General features: G+C 40.0%; 15 protein-coding genes and 1 other annotated feature. Of the genes, 3 read left to right on the top strand and 12 right to left on the bottom strand.

All coding sequences use genetic code 11. From position 1 onward, the window contains the following. Nucleotides 1–17: 17 nt before the first annotated feature. Nucleotides 18–2,243 carry an alpha-galactosidase gene (locus RWU19_RS03380; protein WP_316002498.1) on the bottom strand — a complete coding sequence of 742 codons (2,226 nt, stop codon included), beginning with the start codon at nucleotides 2,241–2,243 and terminating at the stop codon, nucleotides 18–20. Nucleotides 2,244–2,356: 113 nt separating this feature from the next. Between RWU19_RS03380 and RWU19_RS03385 the strand changes: the two genes are divergently transcribed. Then, a complete protein-coding gene (locus tag RWU19_RS03385; protein WP_002319100.1) occupies nucleotides 2,357–3,391 on the top strand; it encodes a LacI family DNA-binding transcriptional regulator in 1,035 nt (344 codons plus the stop codon). Between the two features lie 66 nt (nucleotides 3,392–3,457). Here RWU19_RS03385 and RWU19_RS03390 read toward each other — a convergent pair whose 3' ends face one another. The 3 genes from RWU19_RS03390 to RWU19_RS03400 all read right to left on the bottom strand — a co-directional run bounded on the left by RWU19_RS03390 (nucleotide 3,458) and on the right by RWU19_RS03400 (nucleotide 6,889). After that, complete coding sequence (locus tag RWU19_RS03390) at nucleotides 3,458–4,468, bottom strand: alpha/beta hydrolase (protein ID WP_316002499.1); 1,011 nt, start codon at nucleotides 4,466–4,468, stop codon at nucleotides 3,458–3,460. Nucleotides 4,469–4,545: 77 nt separating this feature from the next. Beyond that, on the bottom strand, nucleotides 4,546–5,682 hold the full coding sequence (locus RWU19_RS03395) for a 5-methyltetrahydropteroyltriglutamate--homocysteine S-methyltransferase (RefSeq protein WP_002292037.1): 1,137 nt from the start codon (nucleotides 5,680–5,682) through the stop codon (nucleotides 4,546–4,548). Between the two features lie 92 nt (nucleotides 5,683–5,774). After that, nucleotides 5,775–6,004, bottom strand: a binding site (T-box leader). Between the two features lie 123 nt (nucleotides 6,005–6,127). Next, entirely contained in the window at nucleotides 6,128–6,889 is a 762-nt protein-coding gene (locus RWU19_RS03400) for a MerR family transcriptional regulator (RefSeq protein ID WP_202779735.1), read from the bottom strand. Nucleotides 6,890–6,987: 98 nt separating this feature from the next. On the opposite strand from RWU19_RS03400, the gene RWU19_RS03405 reads away from it, so the two are divergent. Both RWU19_RS03405 and RWU19_RS03410 read left to right on the top strand, forming a co-directional pair. Beyond that, entirely contained in the window at nucleotides 6,988–8,709 is a 1,722-nt protein-coding gene (locus RWU19_RS03405; RefSeq protein ID WP_002342581.1) for an ABC transporter ATP-binding protein, read from the top strand. A gap of 14 nt (nucleotides 8,710–8,723) precedes the next feature. Beyond that, a complete protein-coding gene (locus RWU19_RS03410; protein ID WP_086285960.1) occupies nucleotides 8,724–10,508 on the top strand; it encodes an ABC transporter ATP-binding protein in 1,785 nt (594 codons plus the stop codon). 569 nt (nucleotides 10,509–11,077) lie between these two features. Here RWU19_RS03410 and RWU19_RS03415 read toward each other — a convergent pair. From RWU19_RS03415 to pcrA, 8 genes are all read right to left on the bottom strand, one after another. Then, a complete protein-coding gene (locus tag RWU19_RS03415; protein WP_002295229.1) occupies nucleotides 11,078–11,206 on the bottom strand; it encodes a 30S ribosomal protein S9 in 129 nt (42 codons plus the stop codon). 2 nt (nucleotides 11,207–11,208) lie between these two features. Further along, nucleotides 11,209–12,582, bottom strand: a complete 1,374-nt coding sequence (gene rlmD / locus RWU19_RS03420; protein WP_002314856.1) for a 23S rRNA (uracil(1939)-C(5))-methyltransferase RlmD — start codon at nucleotides 12,580–12,582, stop codon at nucleotides 11,209–11,211. A 110-nt stretch (nucleotides 12,583–12,692) separates the two neighbouring features. Then, on the bottom strand, nucleotides 12,693–13,748 hold the full coding sequence (locus RWU19_RS03425) for a diacylglycerol kinase (protein ID WP_002292050.1): 1,056 nt from the start codon (nucleotides 13,746–13,748) through the stop codon (nucleotides 12,693–12,695). A gap of 9 nt (nucleotides 13,749–13,757) precedes the next feature. Further along, nucleotides 13,758–15,188, bottom strand: a complete 1,431-nt coding sequence (gene gatB, locus RWU19_RS03430; protein ID WP_002297526.1) for an Asp-tRNA(Asn)/Glu-tRNA(Gln) amidotransferase subunit GatB — start codon at nucleotides 15,186–15,188, stop codon at nucleotides 13,758–13,760. Continuing rightward, nucleotides 15,185–16,657 (bottom strand): Asp-tRNA(Asn)/Glu-tRNA(Gln) amidotransferase subunit GatA, encoded by a 1,473-nt coding sequence (gatA, locus tag RWU19_RS03435; RefSeq protein WP_316002501.1) that lies wholly within the window; start codon nucleotides 16,655–16,657, stop codon nucleotides 15,185–15,187. Before gatA ends, gatB begins: the two co-directional genes overlap by 4 nt. Further along, entirely contained in the window at nucleotides 16,657–16,962 is a 306-nt protein-coding gene (gene gatC, locus RWU19_RS03440; protein ID WP_002288477.1) for an Asp-tRNA(Asn)/Glu-tRNA(Gln) amidotransferase subunit GatC, read from the bottom strand. The genes gatA and gatC overlap by 1 nt, the downstream gene beginning before the upstream one ends. 105 nt (nucleotides 16,963–17,067) lie before the next feature. Beyond that, nucleotides 17,068–19,104 carry an NAD-dependent DNA ligase LigA gene (gene ligA, locus RWU19_RS03445; protein ID WP_123837837.1) on the bottom strand — a complete coding sequence of 679 codons (2,037 nt, stop codon included), beginning with the start codon at nucleotides 19,102–19,104 and terminating at the stop codon, nucleotides 17,068–17,070. Between the two features lie 16 nt (nucleotides 19,105–19,120). Next, the gene (gene pcrA / locus RWU19_RS03450; RefSeq protein ID WP_002335752.1) at nucleotides 19,121–21,358 is read right to left on the bottom strand and encodes a DNA helicase PcrA; all 2,238 of its coding nucleotides are present in this window, start codon (nucleotides 21,356–21,358) and stop codon (nucleotides 19,121–19,123) included. Nucleotides 21,359–21,498 lie beyond the last annotated feature (140 nt).

The raw sequence follows: 21,498 nt of genomic DNA on the forward strand, positions 1-21,498 counted from the left end.
ACTTTTTTCCTTCTCTCTCATAACTTTTTGAAATGAAGCAGCTCTGTTTGGAAATCACCTTGAAAATCAGGGAAGTAAAGTCCGACTGCCATCAATTCGGCCCCCGAAAATATCCGCTTCGAGGTCTGTTCCTGATAAAGTGCCTCATCATCTAACCCCATCAGATATACTTCATGGAACGCTGGTTGAGCTGAAGCTAGTATCCTCCCTAAAAACACAATAGCTTCATCTTGTTTAGGAGACACAAACATCCATGCGGCAATATTTTCTTCAAAAGGACTCGCCAAACGATAATAATGGCCGTACTGGATCACCGGACGAATCGTTTGATAGGATATAATTTGGTCTTTGACTTGCTTTTTTTCTTCAGGAGACAGCTTTGTCAAATCCAGTTCATAACCAAAAACAGCGCTCATAGCTGTTTCTCCTCTTGTTTTCAACGAAGTAGATCTGCCAGTCTGATGATTTGGTACAGCTGATACATGAGCCGTGATGGACGAAATCGGATAAGCAAGACTTGTTCCATATTGGATTTTCATACGCTCCACTGCATCCGTGTTATCACTTGTCCAGGACTGCGGCATATAATAAATAAAACCAGCATCAAACCGCCCGCCTCCACCAGAACAGCCTTCCCATAAGATTTCCGGATAATCAGCTGTCAAATGTTCGAGTAGTTCATAAAGCCCAAGCATGTAACGATGCGCTACTTCTCCTTGTCTCTGTGGGTCAAGGGTAATCGAATAGACATCTGAAAGCGAACGGTTCATATCCCATTTGATGTAGTCAAGAGGAATCGTGTCTAAAATCTTTCTCATTTGTTTCTCAATCGTCTGCCGAACATCTAACCTTGTAAAATCCAGTACATGTTGTGATCTGGAAGCAGAAGGCATTCTACCTGGCTCCTGCATAAGAAAATCAGGATGTGTTCGATACAGTTCAGAATCAATGGAGATCATTTCTGGTTCAAACCATAAACCAAATTTCAATCCTTTGCTATGAGCATAATCTGCTATTTCACGTAATCCATTTGTCAACTTGCCTTCATACTCGAACCAGTCTCCTAATGAAGAATTGTCCGCATCTCTTTTTCCAAACCAGCCATCATCTAATACGAACATTTCGATGCCTAGCTCCTTTGCTTCATCAATGATCGCCTTGATTTTTTCACTATTGAAGTCAAAGTAAGTGGCTTCCCAGTTATTGACAAGAATCGACCGCTCAGCAAATTGATGACGACCTCTTGCGATTCTTTCACGTAGCAACTCATGGTGGATCTGACTCATTTTGTTCAATCCCTGACTTGAGTAAGAAAGAATCATTTCAGGTGTTTGAAAAGACTGATTTGCATTCAATTCCCACGAAAAACGATGGCTGTTGATCCCACCGACGACTCTCAATTGATTGATCTGATCTTTTTCAAGTTCGAAAGAATGGTTGCCGGAATAAACAAATTGAAGTCCAATCGCTTCTCCAGTATTTTCTGTCGTATGATGATGAACTAAAGCAATAAAGTTATTCATATGGTGACTGCTCGTTCCTCGACGGCTTTCAAATACTTTTGTTCCAGATAAAAGAGATTGCCGTGAGATCTGTCTTTCATTGACCTGTGCTCCTGGCAAAGCAATGACTTCATCAAATCGCCTAGTATGGGCAAAATCTAGCTGGAAACTAGCTGCTTTTTCTAGTTTGATTGTTTCTCTGGTTTCATTTCTTATCTTTACAGATCGTGTGATCACTGCTCTATCACTAAATATGGTATAGAACAAATCGAAATAAATCGCTGTTTCTCTATCCTTAAGTGAAATCACCAACGTTTGTGCCTCTGACTTGTCTAGCACATAAGTTTGAGGCAAGCCTTCGATGTCTGGCTTCCCATCTGTAATATAATGACTGTCATATCTCAGATCCAGTAAGTCTGACCCATTCTTGCGCTGAATGATCGATGCGGGCGTTCGAAAGTCCATGCTGCCATGAGAAGAGTATTCTTGTGGTAGTGTATCTTTCGACAGAGACCGGTCAGGATTTAAGGGAATATTTCCTGAAAATCCACGATCTCTTCGGGGATAATTTTTATTGTCTTTGTACTGCTTGACTGGTTTGCCAAAATAAATATGCGCCAATACATTGCTCTCTTCTATCTTTATCAGATAAGAAAGAAATGTATTTCGTAAATGGAAGACTCGGCTCTTTTCATCAAATAAGATGAAATTTTTTTCTGTTTTTCTATGCGTAATATCCATCATTTCACTCCCACCAAAACGGAAACCGTTTACTTTTTTTATAATTCCTGTATACTGTTTACTAAACAATTTTGTCAATAGAATTTTTTTGTTTTTTTGAGGAGTGTGTAAAAATGGTTGGAATTAGAGATGTCGCACGAAAGGCAAATGTCTCTCCTGCTACAGTTTCCCGCGTGTTGAATAACGATCAGACGATCCATGTGGCTCAGGCTACTCGGCAACGAATAGTAGAGGCAGCAGCTGCGTTGGATTATGATATCAGTACTCGAAAATATATCAAAAAGAGAATGCCTTCGATTGGTGTGATCTCTACGATCGGCAAGGCGAGCGAAGAACAGGATATCTATTACAAACATTTGCGAGTAGGGATGGAAGAAGAAGCTCGACGTCTGCATTTAGGGATGAATCGAATCTATAATCTATCTGATAATCCTAAACAATGGGAAGATCTAGATCAGTTAGGTGCGGTGATCGTTGTTGGGACCGTTACGAAAGAATCGATTACCGCCTTGTTAAAACAAAACATGCAAATAGTCGTCGTGGATAACCCTGACATCCAGCAAGAGGTCGATATGGTCTATGCAGATCTTGAACGGATGACTAAAACCGTACTGGAATTGTTCTTAGAAAATGGCCATAAAAGAATAGCCTATATCGGGGGATATAAAGTCGATATGGATGAATTTGGTGGGAAACAGATTTCTACAAATGAAAAAAGGATGCGTGCCTATCAACATTTTATGGCAGATCATCACTTGGAAAAGTATATTTCTTATCGTCTAGGTGGCTGGACAGAAAAACAAGGTGAGGTACTTGCGACTGATCTATTAGAAAATGAATCTCCTCTTCCTACTGCCATTCTTGTCGGGAGCGATCCAATGGCAATCGGTGTCTATCGCGCATTGAAACAAAAAAATATCCAAATTGGAGAAGAGATTGTTGTAGCAAGCTTTGATAATATCGAGACAATCGCAAACCTCTCCCCTGGCTTGACCAGTGTTCAAATCAATGCGAAATCAATTGGGCAAGCAGCTGTTCGAATGGCATTGGAGCGAATTGACGGAATACGGGACGAACCAATCATTTTGACTTATCCTGCACGATTGATTGTTCGGGAAAGTTTTATCCCAAGAACAAAAAGGTATTAAAAGAGAGGTTGTGAAAAGCCGCTTCGTTTCTTCATACTCAAAACTAAACGGCTTTTTCACAACCTCTTACTTATACTTATTCACAAAATCCAATGTCTGCTGGTAACAATTTTGCGATTCTTTTAGCGTGTAATCAAATTGGTATTCATGGGTAATCTCTTTTTTTGTATCTGTATAAAACAAGGATTGCACAGGTACCTTTAATTCTGTCAACCGATTTTCTAATGCTTGACCTTGCTCTTGGAATGAGTATGCATTTCCGTCAGTTATATACGTTGGCGGAAATTCCTTAGAAACATGGTCAGCCACACTAGCTTCTTTCAGTTGCTCGCTCGTTTTCCAATCTTTTGTTCCAATCAACGACCATGCAACGGTTTTGACGAAGAACTTCATAAATCGATCATCCGAATGTTGCTGTGCTGTTAGTTTCAAATCAACGGGTCCGCAATAAGAAATGGTTCCTTTCAAACTATCTTTTGGAAGTACCTGTTTGATTTTCATTTGTTTGGCATACGCTTCATTTGTTTGTAGAGCTGCATATTGCAAAGCGATTTGTGCACCTGCACTATCTCCGCCAAAAAATAGTTGTTCCATGTCTAGCAGTTTGTCGTCGTCTTCAGCTAATAAATCTTTGACTAGCTCATTCACTTGAAGAACTTGATTAGGGTATTCTGAATCAGGCGCTAATTCATAATTCATCGCCACCACTGCGATGTTGGCGTCTGATACTAATTTTGTCGCAAATTCCTTGACACCTGATTTATCTCCGCCGACGAACCCTCCACCATGTACCCAAAACAGAACAGGAACAGGTCCCTTGCTGTTTTTTGGATAGTAGATATCATACGTATTCTCTTTATAGTTGGACTCGTACGTCAAATCTGTTTTTTTCGCCACGTTTTTTTCTGCTTGATTGAACGTTTTCTGATCGGTGATTTGAACAGTATTTGAAAACATATGGTTGATTAAGAATGCTCCGGGTCTGGGGGAAAGCTGGAAGGCAAGAAAGATTGCAAACGCGATCCCAAGAATGATTCCGAAGAACCATCCGATAAATTTAAGAATTTTCTTTTTCATAAGTCTCCCTCAGTAATTAATATTAAGCATTCTGATTATACCATAGTGTTCTTTCCTAGCAAGCTCTCCTGCATGATTTAATTGTTCCCCCAAACTTCTTCTGCAATGCTTTTGACAAAAGCAATCTTTTCCCATTGTTCTTCTTCAGACAAAATATTTCCTTCTTCTGTTGAAGCAAATCCGCATTGAGGACTTAAGCACAAACGATCCAAAGGCAGATATCGTGTTGCTTCGTAGATCCGGTCAATCACTTGCTGGCGCTCTTCCAGTTCACCACTTTTTGTTGTGATCAAGCCTAATACGACTAATTTATCTTCGGAAACTTTCGCTAAAGGTGCAAAACTCCCAGCACGTTCACTATCGTATTCTAAATAATAGGCACGGACATTTTCTTGAGTAAATAATGGATCTGCTACGTCGTCATAGCCCCCCGATGCTGCCCAAGTAGAATGATAATTCCCGCGACAGACATGTGTATTGAGTGTTAAATCATCCGGCTGGTCAGCTAAGACTGCATTGTTGATCGTTAAATAAAGATTTGCTAGTTCCCGACGAACTTCTTTTTCATCTTTTCCCTCATCCATCGCAAACCCTTTAGGAAGTGGTGCAACTAATACTCCCCATGTACAATCATCTAGCTGGATCGTCCGCGCACCTGCTTCATATAAGTCGTCGATCACTTGACGATAAGCTGCGATGATATCTTTGATCAATGTTTGATTGTCTTCATAGACTTTTCGAACATGGGGTAATATATCCGGACGAAGTAGTTCCACTAAAATTTGAGCTGGAGCAGGAATTGTCTGTTTCACTTCGATGCCTTGACTTGTATGAGCCTGAGTGAATTTAAAATGTTCGACGAAAGGGTGGTTCGTACCAGAAATTTTCCCCGTCACAATCACTGTACCAGGACGTGTCTCTTCTCCATGAAAGAAATAGCCATGTTCAGGCACATAAAATTCCACGCCATTCAACCCATAAAAGAAGTCCAAGTGCCACCAGCTGCGACGGAACTCTCCATCAGTAACAGCTTTCAAACCAGCTCCTTCTTGTTTTTTTATCAATTCGATGATTGTTTCATCTTCTACTTTTCGAAGTTCTTCTTGTGTGATTTCCCCATCGGTAAAACGAGTCCTTGCCTCTTTCAGCTTTTCAGGACGTAAAAAGCTCCCGACGATGTCATAGCGAAATGGTGATGTTGTTCGAATTGTCATAAAAAATCTCCTCCAATAATCATGTTTTAACAAAGCGTAAGAAGCTTTTCAAAAAAAGAAAAAAGTACCCGCCTCTTTTGCCGTTGAACGACAAAAGGGACGAATACTTCGTGTTACCACCCTTATTTGCATTATTCTCACAAATAATGCCTCATCGGTACAGATTGTATACCCGGCGAGTTATCGGTCGCTTTACCGTTTAGATTGCGTGAACAATCCAAAAAACTCAGAGCTCATCTTCACTGACCAAACAATCCTTGCTCACCTACCAAGGTCTCTGTACTTATTTCCGATCAGCTACTCTTCTCTTCAACGCTTCATTATTTGCTAATTAATATCCCACTTTCGTTTCATTTTGTCAATCTTTTTTTAATAAAAAAATCAAGCAGTTTCTCTCTTATTTCGTTTTCATCCATTCAATCCACTTATCCTAAATATTTCTTTCCTATTTTTTCATTTCCATCCATGCATGATAATATTCAATTCTGATATTGTTTTCGTCCGTATTTGTCAATAGATATTGTCCGATCACTTCTCCTGTTTCCCACCCTTTTTCATGCATTGTTTTTCTGACTTCTAAGATATTATTACGTTCCGCATGGTTCATCTCAGATTTCAATAAAAACCGGCGATAAACAGTCGTATCTTTTTTCTTCCAAATCACATCTTGGGAAAATAAATGTATCTCACTAGGGTCGATAAAAAAGCCGTACATCGTTTGCGAACTGGAAGCTGGCATACTCATCATTCCAAAACTCGAATAGTTCGGTAGAAATTGTTTTATTTCCACAATATCCTCAAATTCCGTTGAGATCATACAGTCAAAAGGGATCTCTTCTATAGGAAATTCTTCCTCGTTTGTATCGATCATCAATTTCAACTGTTTTTTTCGCGCCCTTATCTCTTTCTGTTTTTGTTTCATTATCAATAGTTCTTTATGGATTCTTTTTTCTGTTTCATCAAGTGTCTCATATAACTCCGTCAGCGTTTTACCATATAAATTCTTCATCTGCTTGATCGGTATATCTAATTTTCTATAAAAAACAATATCATAAAGCATAAAAATATCGTCGATATCAAACAAGCGGTAATCATTCTCTTCCTGTCTGCTTGACCGGATCAGACCCTGTTCATCCCAATAGCGAATCGTTGATTTTGGCAAATCGAACAGTTCTGATACTTGGCCGATCGTGTACATTTTTTTCATTTTTTCTCACCTCTTTTCTAGTTTATTCTTTTTTCTATTGACCTTCAAGCTACTTTAAGGTATAGAATCGAAAAGTATCAGGAAAAAGGAGGAATAATATGACTATCTTAAAAAAATTCTTACAGCAAAACAAAGGACTCGCTCTCCTTACCTTTGTGATGATCTGTTTACAAATCGCCGGTACATTAGGTGTACCAAAATTAGTAGCCAAACTGATCGACACAGGTATAGCAAGTGGCGAAGCCTCTGTTATCAAGAAAATCGGCGTTGAAATGCTACTTGTAGCATTTCTAGGAACGATCGCTGCAGTTGCCTCTAGTTACTTTTCAGCATTGGCATCCGCTCGGTTTGGTTTCCAGACACGAGAGAAATATTTCCGTAAATTCCAACAACTGTCAATGAAGGATATCAGCCGTTTCAGTTCTGGATCTCTTTTGACAAGAATGACGAATGATGTCGATAATGTCCAGCAAATGATTGTTTTATTTTGCCAAATGATTTTACCAGCACCAGTTATTTGCTTTTTCACCATCCTCATGATGTTTCGTTATTCTCTATTGCTTACATGGGTTACATTATTCTCTGTTGTTTTTTACGTATGGATCGTTTACCGACTGATGAAACGAGGAACGCCTTTATCTTTGAGTATCCAACCAAAAATGGATCGGATCACCATCACATTGAGAGAATTCTTTACGGGGATCAATATGATCCGTGCCTTTGATAATCAATCATATGAAGAAAAGCGAACGAATCAGACCTTTGCAGATTATGCTAGTCAAATGATCAAAGTGAACCGAATCTTTGCTTGGGTCACTCCAATTGCTTTTTTACTCATGGGAATCGTTTATGCTTCTATTTTGTGGTTTGGCGGAAATCTTGTGGCAGATGGGACGTTACAGATCGGGGTCGTGACCGCGGTAGTGGAATACTCTATGCTGACACTTGCTTATTTGATGATTGCAGCCATGGTACTGGTCATTATCCCTAAATCATTCGCCTCTTTACGACGAATAGAAGAAATACTCGAAGCAGAGATCGAAATTAAAGAAGAGACGATCCAAACAGTTGCTAAACCATCCTTTGCTCAGACAAATGCAGCTGCTTTTGAACATGTCACATTCAAATATACTGAAACTTCTGATCCAGTTCTAGAAGATATTGATTTTACAATACCTAAAGGAAAAACAACGGCGATTGTTGGCGGGACCGGATCTGGAAAAAGTAGTTTAGCAAAACTTCTCTTGAGACTAAGTGATCCTACGGTAGGAAAAGTGACCCTTGGTGGTATCCCTCTTACTCAAATGACGCAGGAACAGATCCGCTCCCACATCAGTTATGTCCCTCAAAAAGCCTTCTTATTCAGCGGTACGATCTTAAGCAACTTGCAGATGGGAAATGAACATGCTTTACCAGAAGAATTGGCTAAAGCGATCAAGATCGCCCAATTAGAAGAACTAGTGGACACTCTTCCTGATGGATTAGATAGCTTTGTTGCTCAAGGTGGTTCTAATTACTCTGGCGGACAGAAACAGCGGATATGCATTGCTCGAGCATTGATCAAACCAGCAGAAATCTATGTATTCGATGATAGTTTTTCCGCTTTAGACTATAAAACAGACGCAGCATTAAGGGCAGCACTCCATAAACATATGTCAGAGAAAACTCTCGTGATTGTTGCTCAACGTCTCAGTACGATCCAACAAGCAGATAACATCATTGTTTTAGATGAAGGAAAAATCGTAGGACAAGGTACTCATGAAGAACTATTGTCTAATTGTCAAACATATCAGGAATTTGCCAAATCACAAGGAATATAGAAAGAAGGGATTCGATGGAAAAGAAAAAAACGTTGAACACACGCGCTTTGATACGTTTTTGGAAAATGATCAAACCTGAACATAAATATTTTTACGGATTGTTTCTCTGTAGTTTATTGGGCAACCTATTAGTTGTAGCCATGCCCCTGATCATGGGAATCGGGATTGATGATTTGTTGTCGCAAATTAGAAAAACAGGTATTGGACAGCTTTCTTTCAGTGATATCAAACAAGCATTGCTGTTCCCTGTCTTATTGCTGATCGGCTGCTCAGTCCTAAGTAGTATTGCTTCATTTATCCAAGAACGTACAATGGCAGCATTAAGCGAAAAGATCACATTGAGGGTACGAAAAGAAATCACAAAAAAATTCAAAACGTTACCGATGTCGTTTTTTGATAATCATCAAGTCGGCGACATCATCAGTCGGACGACTACCGGACTCAATCAGCTTTCTCAAGTGTTATTGACAGGTATCAATCAATTTTTCACTTCTGTCGTAACAATAGCTGCTGCTGGTCTAATGCTGTTTTATATCGAAAGCAAGCTTACTTTGCTCGTCTTATTGCTGATCGTCGGAAGTTCAATTGTTACAACTAAAATTGCGAATAAAAACAAACAGATTTCTGAACAAAACCAATATGAACTAGGTGTCTTGAATAATCGGATGGAAGAAATCTTAGCTGGTAATCTAGTAGTCAAAACATTCAATCAGCAAGCTCATGCAGAAGCTTCTATACATGAAGTAAACAAAAAACAATACAATGCTTTTAAACGTGCTCAATTTATGAACTTTGCTATCTATCCGGCAATCCGTTTCATCAATCAACTTGCCTTCATCATAAGTGCGGTATTCGGTGCTATACTCGTTCTTTCTGGCGGTGTGACGATTGGCTTCTTACAAGCTTACCTTCAGTACATCAATCAGATCTCTGAACCAATTTCCACTGCTTCTTATGTGATCAACTCGATCCAATCCGCAATGGCAGCAATCGAAAGGATCTTTGAGATATTAGATGAAACAGATGAAATTCCGGACCTACCAGAAGCAAAACTTTTGGAAGAACCGAAAGGAAAAATAGCTTTCAAAAATGTACAATTTGGTTACACATCGGATAAAATATTGATGAATCAAGTTGATTTTTCAGTAAAACCAAAACAAACTGTGGCGATCGTTGGACCAACTGGTGCAGGAAAAACGACTTTAGTCAATCTGCTGATGCGTTTTTATGAACTGAATAAAGGAAAGATCGAATTTGACGGCCGCGATATTACCAAGCTTTCGCGTGGAGAACTACGCCGTTCTTTTGGGATGGTCTTACAAAATACCTGGCTGTTTGAAGGAACAGTGGCCGATAATATTGCCTATGGGAAAATGGATGCCACGAGAGAACAAATTATCGAAGCGGCTGAAATCGCGCAATGTGATCACTTTATTCGAACACTGCCAGAGGGATATGACACAATCATCTCTAGCGAAAATGGTACGTTATCTCAAGGGCAGCAACAATTATTAACAATTGCACGGGTCATTCTGGCAAATCCCCCTGTCGTTATTTTAGATGAAGCAACTTCTAGTGTAGATACACGAACAGAAGCATTGATCCAGCAAGCAATGGAGGCTGTGACAAAAGACAGGACAAGTTTTGTCATTGCCCACCGTTTGTCAACGATTGAAAATGCAGATATGATCCTTGTAATGAAAAACGGCGATATCGTCGAAAAAGGAACGCATTCTGAATTACTCCAAGCACCAACGCTTTATGCTAGCCTTTATAATAGTCAATTTCAGGTAGCATAGCCAAAAGAGCGTGGGACAAAAGTAAAGAACACTTTTGTCCCACGCTCTAAACACGTATAAACGGCGGAAGCAGAAGCAACTCCTTCGGAAATAAGCTGAAATTAACAAAAATTTGAAAAAGCAATTTTCGTGAATTCCTTCTTATTTCTTGGAGTTAAACGCTTCTGTCCCAGCCTCTTTGTCTCATTACTGGTTGAACACAAAAAATGTTAAAATATCTGAATGCAATCAGCTAAATATTTTGGAATGGCCTCGTATGTAGCTTTCCAGTCAGCAGGAGCAATTCTGATGGCTTTCATGAGTTTTTCTAAGCTTTTCTAAATGCAGCTACGTTTCTTGTTTCTTTTGTCATCATGACTTTTTTAACCCCTCATTTTCAACGACTTTTTCACGAACAGCCGATTGAATTACCAAAAAATGTGGAGTATAGCGGCATTTATTCACTCTTTTTTTATCTTTTTTAGGTTATAACATTTTCAAGAATATAAAACAAAGTGTATGAGGATTTAAATAGCGAAAGGATGGGGAACGATCATCAAGATCATCGTTCCCCATCCTTTTTAACCATATTACTTATTAAAGATCTTAGGGCCTTTTCTCATGTTTTTACGATCATTCTTAGGTGTTTCCATTTGTTTGGATCGGCCTCCACCTTGTTTCTTTTTGATCAATTCTTTCATTTTTTCTTTTTGGTCCATTTTTATTCTCCTTTAACGAATGAAGCGACTAATTCGATATGATGGGTTTGCGGGAAAAGATCTACAGGCTGAACTTTCTTCACGGCATAACCTGCTTCTGCAAATAACTTAGCATCTCTTGCAAAAGTTGCCGGATTACACGAGATATAGACGATTCGTTCTGGTGACATTTCGATTGCTGATTCAATAAAATGATGATCTAATCCTTTTCGTGGAGGGTCAACTACGATCACAGATGGTTTGATCCCTTTTTCTTGCCATTTTTTCATGACTTTCTCTGCTTTTCCGACTTCATAATGAACATTTTCGATTTTATTATTTAAAGCATTGAACTGTGCATCTTCAATTGCTTCTGGAATAACTTCCATCCCATACACCTTATCCACTCTGTCTGCTAAAGACAAGCCAATCGTACCTATTCCTGAATAAGCGTCGATCACAATGTCTTTTTTATCTAACTCAGCAAACTCGATGGCTGTTTGGTACAGATACTCTGCTTGTTGAGTATTTACTTGATAAAATGACTTTGCTGAGATTCGATAGGTTTTTCCTAATAGCTGATCTTCGATATAGTCTCTGCCATATAAAACTTTTTCTTTGTCTCCTAAAATCACATTTGTTTTTTCTTCATTGATATTTTGGATGACCGAAACCACTTCCGGCAATTCTTCATGAATGGCTTCAGCAATTTCCTTGGATTTAAAGAATTTTTCTTTACGAGTAACTAAAACGACCATCATTTCATGGGAATAATGACCACGACGGATAATGATGTGACGAAGCTGGCCTTCATTTTTTTCTTCATTATATCCTCGTACTTGGAACCGTTGCAAGATATCTCTGACTACTTTGATTGCTTGATCGATGACAGGATCTTGGATATAAAAATCTTCGATAGGGACTAGATCATGGCTATTCTTTTTGTAAAAACCGGTGGCTAACTGTCCATCGATACGGCGAACAGGGATCTGTGCTTTATTACGGTAGCCGAATGGTTCTGCCATTCCGACCGTTGGAAGTACAGGAACTTCTGGCATCTTAGCAATCTTCGCCATTACATGCTCTACTTGTTTTTGTTTGAAGACAAGCTGTTGTTCATACTTCAAATGGGCTAAAGGTGCGATACCTGTGCGAAGTAATGCATTGTTTTCTACAGGCTGGCGATCAGGAGATTGTGTAATAAATGTTTCGACTTTCCCATACCCAAACTTATTGCCTGCTTTCACTACTAGTATTTCTACTTCTTCTCCAGGTAGTGCATTTTCGATAAACAATGGATAACCATCGATTTTTGCTACCCCCATTCCTTCATAACTCAAGTCGACGATTTCGACTGTATATCGTTCGTTTTTCTTTACTATTTGCTGTTCTGTCATATTTTGCTCCTTTAAGCCTATTTTTCAATCCTACTGAACTCTACTATAAATCAGCTAATTACACAACTAAAACCGGCACTGACCTTACTACGTTCAGCACCGGCTTTTGATTAATTCTTTTGATTAGGTGTTTCGTCTGCTATTTTTCCGTCACCGTCGATATCTTCATCCGTTAAACGTTCGACTTCTTTTACGAATTCTTTGCTGACAACCTCTAATTCTTCTTCATCTGTGCCTGTGATTGCTTCATCAGGAATCTGATCGGTATTGGCAAAGAACTCAATGTGTTGATGAAGATTTTGGAAATGCATCGGTGCTTCCCCGCCATATTCACCATCTAAGTTGATCATTACTGGTCGATTGATATCATCTTCTGTTTCGACGAACAAACTGCTTGTTTTGGTATAGATTACTCTTGGATCATCGACATGTCGACCGCCATTCAGCATGAGTGCCGCAATATGCAAGATCTCAAAGATATTTGCTGTCTTCACAATGATCAAAGAAAACTTGCCATCATCCAATTTGGCATCTGGCGCGATCTGTTCGAATCCTCCAACAGAGTTCGTCAGCCCTAGGAAAAACATCGAAGCATTTCCGATATATTCCCCTTCATCATACTTCAAGCGCATTTTGATTGGCTTTACTCGAGGCAGCATCTCTGCTCCTTTCGCAAGGTAGGCAAGATAACCAAAAATACTCTTTAGTTCTGATGGAACTTCATAAGTCAATTCTGTCAAATAGCCGCCTGCAGCGATATTGATGAAGTAACTGCTATCAGAAAGACCGATGTCCATTTTTACGGTTTGGTGTTTTTTTATTACTTCTGCTGCTGCTTTAATATTATCTCTAGGAATTTTTAATGCTCGAGCATAGTCGTTCGTCGTACCGGCTGGGATAATGGCCATTTTAGGACGGTGTTCAAGCGGAGCGATCCCATTGACCACTTCGTTGATCGTTCCGTCGCCCCCAGCTGCCACTACTAGATCAAAACCTAGTTCTGCAACTCTGCGTGCTTCATTCTTGGCTGAATCAGGTTCTGGTGTAGTGGCATAGGCGCTGGCTTCAAATCCTGCTTCTTCTAATGCCTGCAGGATATCCGCCAAATTTTTTTTCAATAATTCTTTTCCCGAGGTAGGGTTATAAATTACGCGTGCTTTTTTCATTTTCAGCCTCTAGCGTTTCGCTAATTCATCTTTAAGCAGCTTGTTCACGACACCAGGATTTGCTTGCCCTTTAGTTGCTTTCATGATTTGACCGACTAGGAAGCCAACCGCACGATCTTTTCCATTTTTGAAATCATCGACAGATTGTTGATTGTTATCCAAGATTTCATTAATGATTGGAAGAAGTTTGCTAGGATCAGATAATTGTACCCAACCATTTTTCTCAACAACTTCTTGCGCTTCTCCGCCATTTGTGATCAATTCACGGAAGACTTTTTTGGCGATTTTTGAGCTGATCGTTCCATCGGCGATCAAACGAATCATTCCTGCTAAGTTCTCAGGTGTCAATTTTGTCTCAGCTAATTCCAGTTTCTCACTGTTCAAGTAAGCAGAAACTTCACCCATCAACCAGTTAGATGCTTGCTTGGCATCTGCACCATTTTCCAAAACAGCTTCAAAGAAATCAGACATTTCTTTTGTAAGTGTCAATACCATTGCGTCATACTCCGGAAGACCAAATTCACGGATATAGCGTTCGCGACGAGAAGCTGGCATCTCAGGTAAACTAGCTTTTACTTTTTGAATCCATTCGTCATCGATCACGAATTTCGGAATATCAGGCTCTGGGAAATAACGATAATCACTAGAACCCTCTTTCACACGCATCAAAACTGTTTTATTCGTTGTTTCGTCAAAACGGCGTGTTTCTTGTTGGATTTCTCCTCCTGAAAGAAGAACTTTTGCTTGTCGTTTTTCTTCAAAAGCTAAACCTTTTTTCACGAAAGATAAAGAGTTCAAGTTTTTCAATTCTGCTTTCGTACCGAATTCTTCTTGTCCATAAGGGCGGAGAGAAATATTCGCATCACAACGCATAGACCCTTCTTCCATTTTCACATCGCTGACTTCTGTAAATTGGATGATTGAACGTAATGCTTCTAGATAAGCGTATGCTTCTTCTGGTGAACGCATATCAGCTTCAGAAACGATTTCGATCAAAGGCGTGCCTTGTCGGTTCAAATCAACGTAAGAATAGCCGCCGATACCATGCATGTTTTTCCCAGCATCTTCTTCTAAATGGACCCGTTCGATCCGGATTTTTTTCTTCTTGCCTTCTACTTCGATTTCGATCCATCCGTCATGACCGATTGGTTGATCAAATTGAGAAATTTGATATGCTTTCGGATTATCTGGGTAAAAGTAATTTTTCCGGTCAAAATGAGTATCTTTAGAGATTTCGCAGTTTAATGCCAAAGCGGCTTTCATCCCGAATTCCAGCGCAGCTTTGTTCATTACTGGCAGCACGCCTGGATAACCCCAGTCAATCACGTTTGTATTGCTGTTTGGTTCTGCACCAAAATGAGCTGGCGCTGGAGAGAAAATTTTTGAGTTGGTTTTCAACTCGACGTGGACTTCTAGTCCAATGACTGTTTCAAAATTCATTCGTCTTTCCCTCCTAAAATAGCTGGTTGTTGTGTGTGGAATTCTGTTGCTTGTTCAAACGCATATGCCGCTTGATACATCGTTTTTTCATCAAAATAATTACCGATGATCTGCAATCCAACTGGTAATCCTTCTGACAATCCTGCCGGTACAGACATACCTGGAAGTCCAGCCAAGTTGACAGGGATCGTTAAGATGTCACTCATGTACATCGTGATTGGATCGTTGATGTTCTCACCGATTCCGAATGCCACTGTTGGTGAAGATGGTCCGATGATCAAGTCATAATCTGCAAAGACTTTTTCAAAATCTCGTTTGATCAATGTACGGACTTGTCCTGCTTTTTTGAAGTAAGCGTCATAATAGCCCGCACTTAATGAGAATGTACCTAACATGATACGGCGTTTTACTTCTTCACCGAATCCTTCTGAACGTGAGTTGACATATACATCATCCAATGATTTCACGTTTTCAGAGCGATAACCATAGCGAATACCATCGAAACGTTGCAAGTTGGAACTTGCTTCTGATGAGGCAATGATATAATAAACAGCCACACCGTATTTTGAATGTGGTAAGCTGACTTCTTCCACAACAGCACCTAATGAACGGAATGTTTCTGCTGCTTTCAATACAGCTTCTTTTACGCCAGGGGCCACACCTTCGCCTAAGTATTCTTTAGGTAAAGCAATCTTCATTCCTTTGATGTCACCGGTCAGTCCCTCTGCAAAGTCAGGAACTGAAACGCCTGAAGAAGTACCGTCTTTTTCGTCATAACCACTGATAGCTGTTAGTGCTAATGCGTTATCTTTCACCGTACGGGTCATTGGTCCGATTTGGTCAAGAGATGAAGCAAAGGCAATCAAACCAAAACGTGAGACACGGCCATAAGTAGGTTTCATTCCTACAATGCCGTTGAAAGCTGCTGGCTGGCGGATACTTCCCCCCGTATCACTACCTAAAGAAACTGGGATTTGTCCAGCTGCTACTGCTGCTGCAGAACCACCGGAAGAGCCCCCAGGTACTTTTGTTTGGTCCCAAGCATTTTTTGTTTTCTTGAAATAAGAAGTTTCTGTACTTCCGCCCATAGCAAATTCATCCATGTTTAGTTTACCAACAGGGATCATATCTGCTTGATAGATTTTATCCATGACCGTTGCATCATAAATTGGTTCAAAATTGTAAAGAATCTTAGATGCAGCGGTTGTCAAGATATCTTTTGTTACGATATTATCCTTGATCCCAATCGGAATTCCAGCAAGGATGTTGCTTTCATCAATCCCTTTTTCATCTAAAGCTTTTGCCTGTTCCAATGCTTTTTCTTCATTCAATGTGATGAATGCTTCGATCTCAGGCTCTGTTTCTTTGATTCGTTCAAATGTTGCTTTTGTCAAATCTTGTACAGTGATTTCTTTTGATACAAGCATATGATGTAGTACCTCTAGAGAACGATTGTGTAATTTTGTCATTATGCGCCAGCCTCCCCATTATCGATGATTGCGGGTACTTTGATAAAGCCGTCTTCTGTTTCCGGCACATTTTTCAATAATTCATCACGGTTCCATCCAGCTTGCGCCCGATCTTGTCGCATCACGTTTACTGTTTCGACAACATTCGACGTAAATGGAACACCTTCCGTATCTACTTCTTCCAGCATTTCCACCATATCGATGATTTTACCTAATTGGTCGGTAAAACTTGCAAGTTCTTCATCTGCGAACGCAAGTTTTGCTAATTTGGCAACGTGTTTCACTTGTTCTTCACTAATCGCCATACTACCCCTTCTTTCTAAACGAGTTAAAAACTTTGCTCTCTATTTTAACATAAGAGTGCTCTGTCTTAAATTATTTATTGAAATTTGTCTGAAAAAACTCAATATTTATTCTTTTGCTGAGTGGCTTTTAGCCAATGCTTCTGCCATTTGATCTTCTGTCCAAACTTCGATTCCTAATTCTTGTGCTTTGGTTAGCTTGCTGCCAGCATCTTCTCCTGCTACCACGATATCCGTTTTTTTCGATACGCTACCAGTCACTTTCCCGCCAAGATTTTCGATCGTCTCTTTTGCTTCTTCACGAGTCAATCGTGTTAGTTTACCAGTAAGGACTACTGTTTTTTCTTTAAAAGGCGACTCGACTTCTTGCAATTGGGTACTTCGAAGCCCTTTGTATTCGAAATTGACGCCTGCTTGTTTTAATTCATTCATCAATTCATGGACTTCTTCGTTACTAAAATAAGTGACTACACTGTCGGCAATGATATCACCGATCGTATCGAGCGCAATAATCGACTCATAGTCGCTTCTACTCAATGTCTCTAGATCACCAAAATGTTCTGCTAAAATTTTTGCTGCTTTCGCTCCGACATGTCGGATTCCTAACCCGAAAATCAACCGCTCGACCGAATTATCTTTGCTGTTGTCAATTGCTGTCAAAATATTATTTGCTGATTTTTCTTTTATTTTGTCCAACGTCAATAACTCTTCTTCTGTCAATTTATAAAGATCAGCAACATCTGCGACTAGTTTTTTGTCATACATCTGTTCAAGCACACGCGGGCCCAACCCGTCGATATTCATCGCATTTCTTGAGACAAAGTGGTTCAAGCCTTCTTTCATTTGAGCAGGGCATTTAGGATTGATGCACCGTAACGCTACTTCTTCATCCAAATGGACAAGTTCACTTCCACAAACTGGGCAATGTGTAGGTAATTGGTATTCTTCGCTGTCTTTAGGTCGTTTATCCAACACGACTTGCGAAACTTCTGGAATGATATCTCCCGCTTTATAAATCAGAACTGTATCATTCAAGCGGATATCCTTCAACTTGATATAATCCCCATTATGCAGACTGGCACGGCTTACTGTCGTTCCTGCTACTCGGACCGGCGTCATGATTGCCGTTGGTGTCACTACCCCCGTTCGTCCGACTGTCCATTCGATGTTTTCGATCAGTGTTTCAACTTCTTCTGGGGGAAACTTATAAGCTGTTGCCCATCGTGGTGCTTTGACAGTAAAGCCAAGTTGATCTTGCAGCGAGAACTCATTCACTTTGATGACGATCCCATCAATCTCATAGGGCAAATCTACACGTTTATCATGATATTCCTCAATGTATGCCCATACTTCATCAATCGAATGACATAGACGTTTTTCCCGATTCGTGTGGAATCCTATTTTTTCTAGCTCTTCTAGCGCATCATACTGTGTTTTTGCTTCCATAGGACCGAAATCAGCTACTGTGTATAAGAAAGTATCCAGATTTCTTTTCGCTGTGATTTTAGAATCTAACTGACGCAAGGAACCGGCTGCGGCATTCCGAGGATTCGCAAAGATATCTTTTCCCTCTGCTTCTCTGTCTTGATTCAATTGAACAAATGAACGTTTTGGCATGAAACATTCGCCTCTTACTTCGATGTTCATCGGTTCTTTTAATTTGATTGGGACTGATCGGACAGTCTTTAGGTTTTCAGTGATGTTTTCTCCTACAGTCCCATCCCCACGAGTCGCTCCTCTAACGAAATTCCCATCTTCATAACGCAAAGAGACGGAAAGACCATCTATTTTTAGTTCGCAGCAATAATCGACTACACGTCCCACTGCTTTTTGTACACGTTGATCAAAAGCTATCAGCTCTTCTTTGCTGAAAACGTCGTTCAAACTATAAAGCGGAATATCATGAGTGACTTTTTCAAACCCTTCTAATACTTTTCCGCCTACTCGTTGAGTGGGAGAATCCGACGTGATCAAATCAGGATATTGTTCTTCGATTGCTACTAATTCTGCGTATTCTTTATCATAAACATAGTCTTCCACTGTTGGTTTATCTTCTACGTAGTATTCACGAGACCATTGGTTCAATCTTGTACGAAGTTCTTCTGCTCGTTTAGCAGCTTCGTCAATCGTCATTTCATGTTCCATCATTTACCCTCCACTACTAAGCTTTTTCAATTGGCGCAAAGGCAGCCAAAAGACGTTTTACTCCTTGACTTGGGAAAGCCACATCTAGTTCTAGATCCTTCGACGTCCCACTTACTCGGACGACTGTTCCTAGTCCCCATTTTTTATGTTTGACTTTATCTCCAGGTTTCCAGCTGTTCTTTTCCCCTCCAGTGGCACTTTTAGAGGAAACAACCGCTGTCTCTGGCTGTTTATAGCTATATGCTGCTGTTTTTTTAGCGAATACAGGTGTTTTTTTAGGCGTAGGACGCATGCCCTCGATTTCTAGCAATTCTTGATCGATTTCTTCTACAAAACGAGAAGGTCGGTTATATTGCGTCCGTCCATATAATGTTCTGGAGAAAGCATTGGTTAAATACAACGCTTCTTCTGCTCGCGTGATTCCCACATAAGCGAGACGACGTTCTTCTTCCAGTTCGCTTTCTTCCATCAATGCTCGAGATAAAGGAAAAACACCTTCTTCTAGACCAATCAGAAATACAACTGGAAATTCTAATCCTTTGGCTGCATGCAACGTCATCAATGTCACTTGCGAAGCGTCTTCTTCTAAATTGTCAATGTCAGAAACAAGTGCCAGATCGTTCAAGAAGACCGTTAGTTTTTCTTCTGGTGCATCAGCATCTTCTTCATTTTGCTGTTCGAACTGCTTATCGAATTCTTGTGTGACCGTTAAAAATTCCTCCAAGTTTTCGATGCGCGCTTGTGCTTCTAATGTATTTTGAATTTTTAAATCTTCCAGGTAACCGCTACGATCCAAAACCTCTTTCGTCAATTCTGTCACTGTCAAGTATGGGATCATCTGCGTGACTTCTTGAATCATCTCTCCAAATGCACCTAATTGCTGGCCTGCTTTTCCACCGATATTTGCCAGATCCACATTTTGGGCTGCTTCAAGCAGCGGCCATTCATGGAGAGAAGCAAAACTGCGTAGTTTTTCGATAGATCCTGGTCCGATGCCTCGTTTGGGCGAATTAACGATACGCTCAAAACTGATTGAGTCTTGAGGATTTGCCAGCACATTTAAATACGCTAAAATATCTTTGATTTCTTTACGATCGTAGAATTTGTGCCCTCCAACCATTTTATAAGGAATATTTGCTTTCAACAGGGTTTCTTCCATTACACGAGATTGTGCGTTCGTCCGGTACAAAATGGCAAAGTCGCCGTAATTCCTATGATTGCTTCGAATCTCTTCTTGCATCCGGTCTACGATAAAACGAGTTTCGTCTCGTTCATTATCTGCACGATAGTAAGTGATCTTGTTTCCTTCTTTGTTTTCTGTCCACAAGTTTTTTGGTTTTCGATTGCTATTGTTTTCAATGACTTGGTTTGCCGCGCTAAGAATGTTTTTCGTGGAGCGATAGTTCTGTTCCAGCAAAATCACTGCAGCATCTGGATAATCTTTTTCGAAATCCAAGATGTTCTGCATATCTGCACCGCGCCAGCCGTAGATACTTTGATCTGCATCTCCCACTACGCATAGATTTCTAAATCTACCTGCCAATAAATTGACCAACGTATACTGTGCGTGGTTTGTATCTTGATACTCATCTACATGAATATAATGGAATTTGTTTTGGTAATATGTGAGTGAATCAGGATGTTCTTCAAATAACCGGATCGTATTCATGATCAGGTCGTCAAAGTCCATACATTGATTGTATTGAAGCTCTTTTTGATAAGCAGCGTAACATTTTGCCGCAATCTCTTCGTAATAACTACCTTGCATTTTTGCAAAATCCTGAGGGGTCTGCAAGCTATTTTTTGCTTGGGAGATTGTTCCTAATATGCTGCGAGGATCATATTTTTTTGGGTCAATGTTCAGTTCTTTCAGTATCCGTTTCATCAAGGTCAGCTGTTCAGAAGAGTCGATGATCGTAAAGTTCCGGTTATACCCGATAAAATCAACATCTCTTCTTAAAATACGCACACACATTGAGTGAAAAGTCGATACCCAGACATCTTCGCCTCCAGATGCGAGAATCGCATTGACACGTTCTTTCATTTCTTTTGCAGCTTTATTGGTAAAAGTAATCGCTAGGATGTTCCAAGGATTGACTTCTTTTTCCTCAATCAAATAGGCAATGCGATGCGTCAACACTCTCGTCTTTCCACTTCCCGCACCTGCCATCAGCAATAATGGTCCGTCAGTGTGAAGAACAGCTTCTTTCTGACGGGGGTTCATCCCGTTTAATAATTCAGCTTTGGATGACATTAACAACATCCTTTCTTTTATCAATCTTGTTAATTATAGCATTTTCTTGGCTTTCATTAAACTAGCTAATTCAAAATCATTTGTTTCTTTTTATGGATTTCTCCTTGTCAATTCGTTGATTTCGCGCTAAATTAAAAGAA

Source organism: Enterococcus sp. 2STP (genome assembly GCF_032465635.1).
In the GTDB taxonomy this organism is placed as follows: Bacteria; Bacillota; Bacilli; order Lactobacillales; family Enterococcaceae; genus Enterococcus_B; species Enterococcus_B lactis.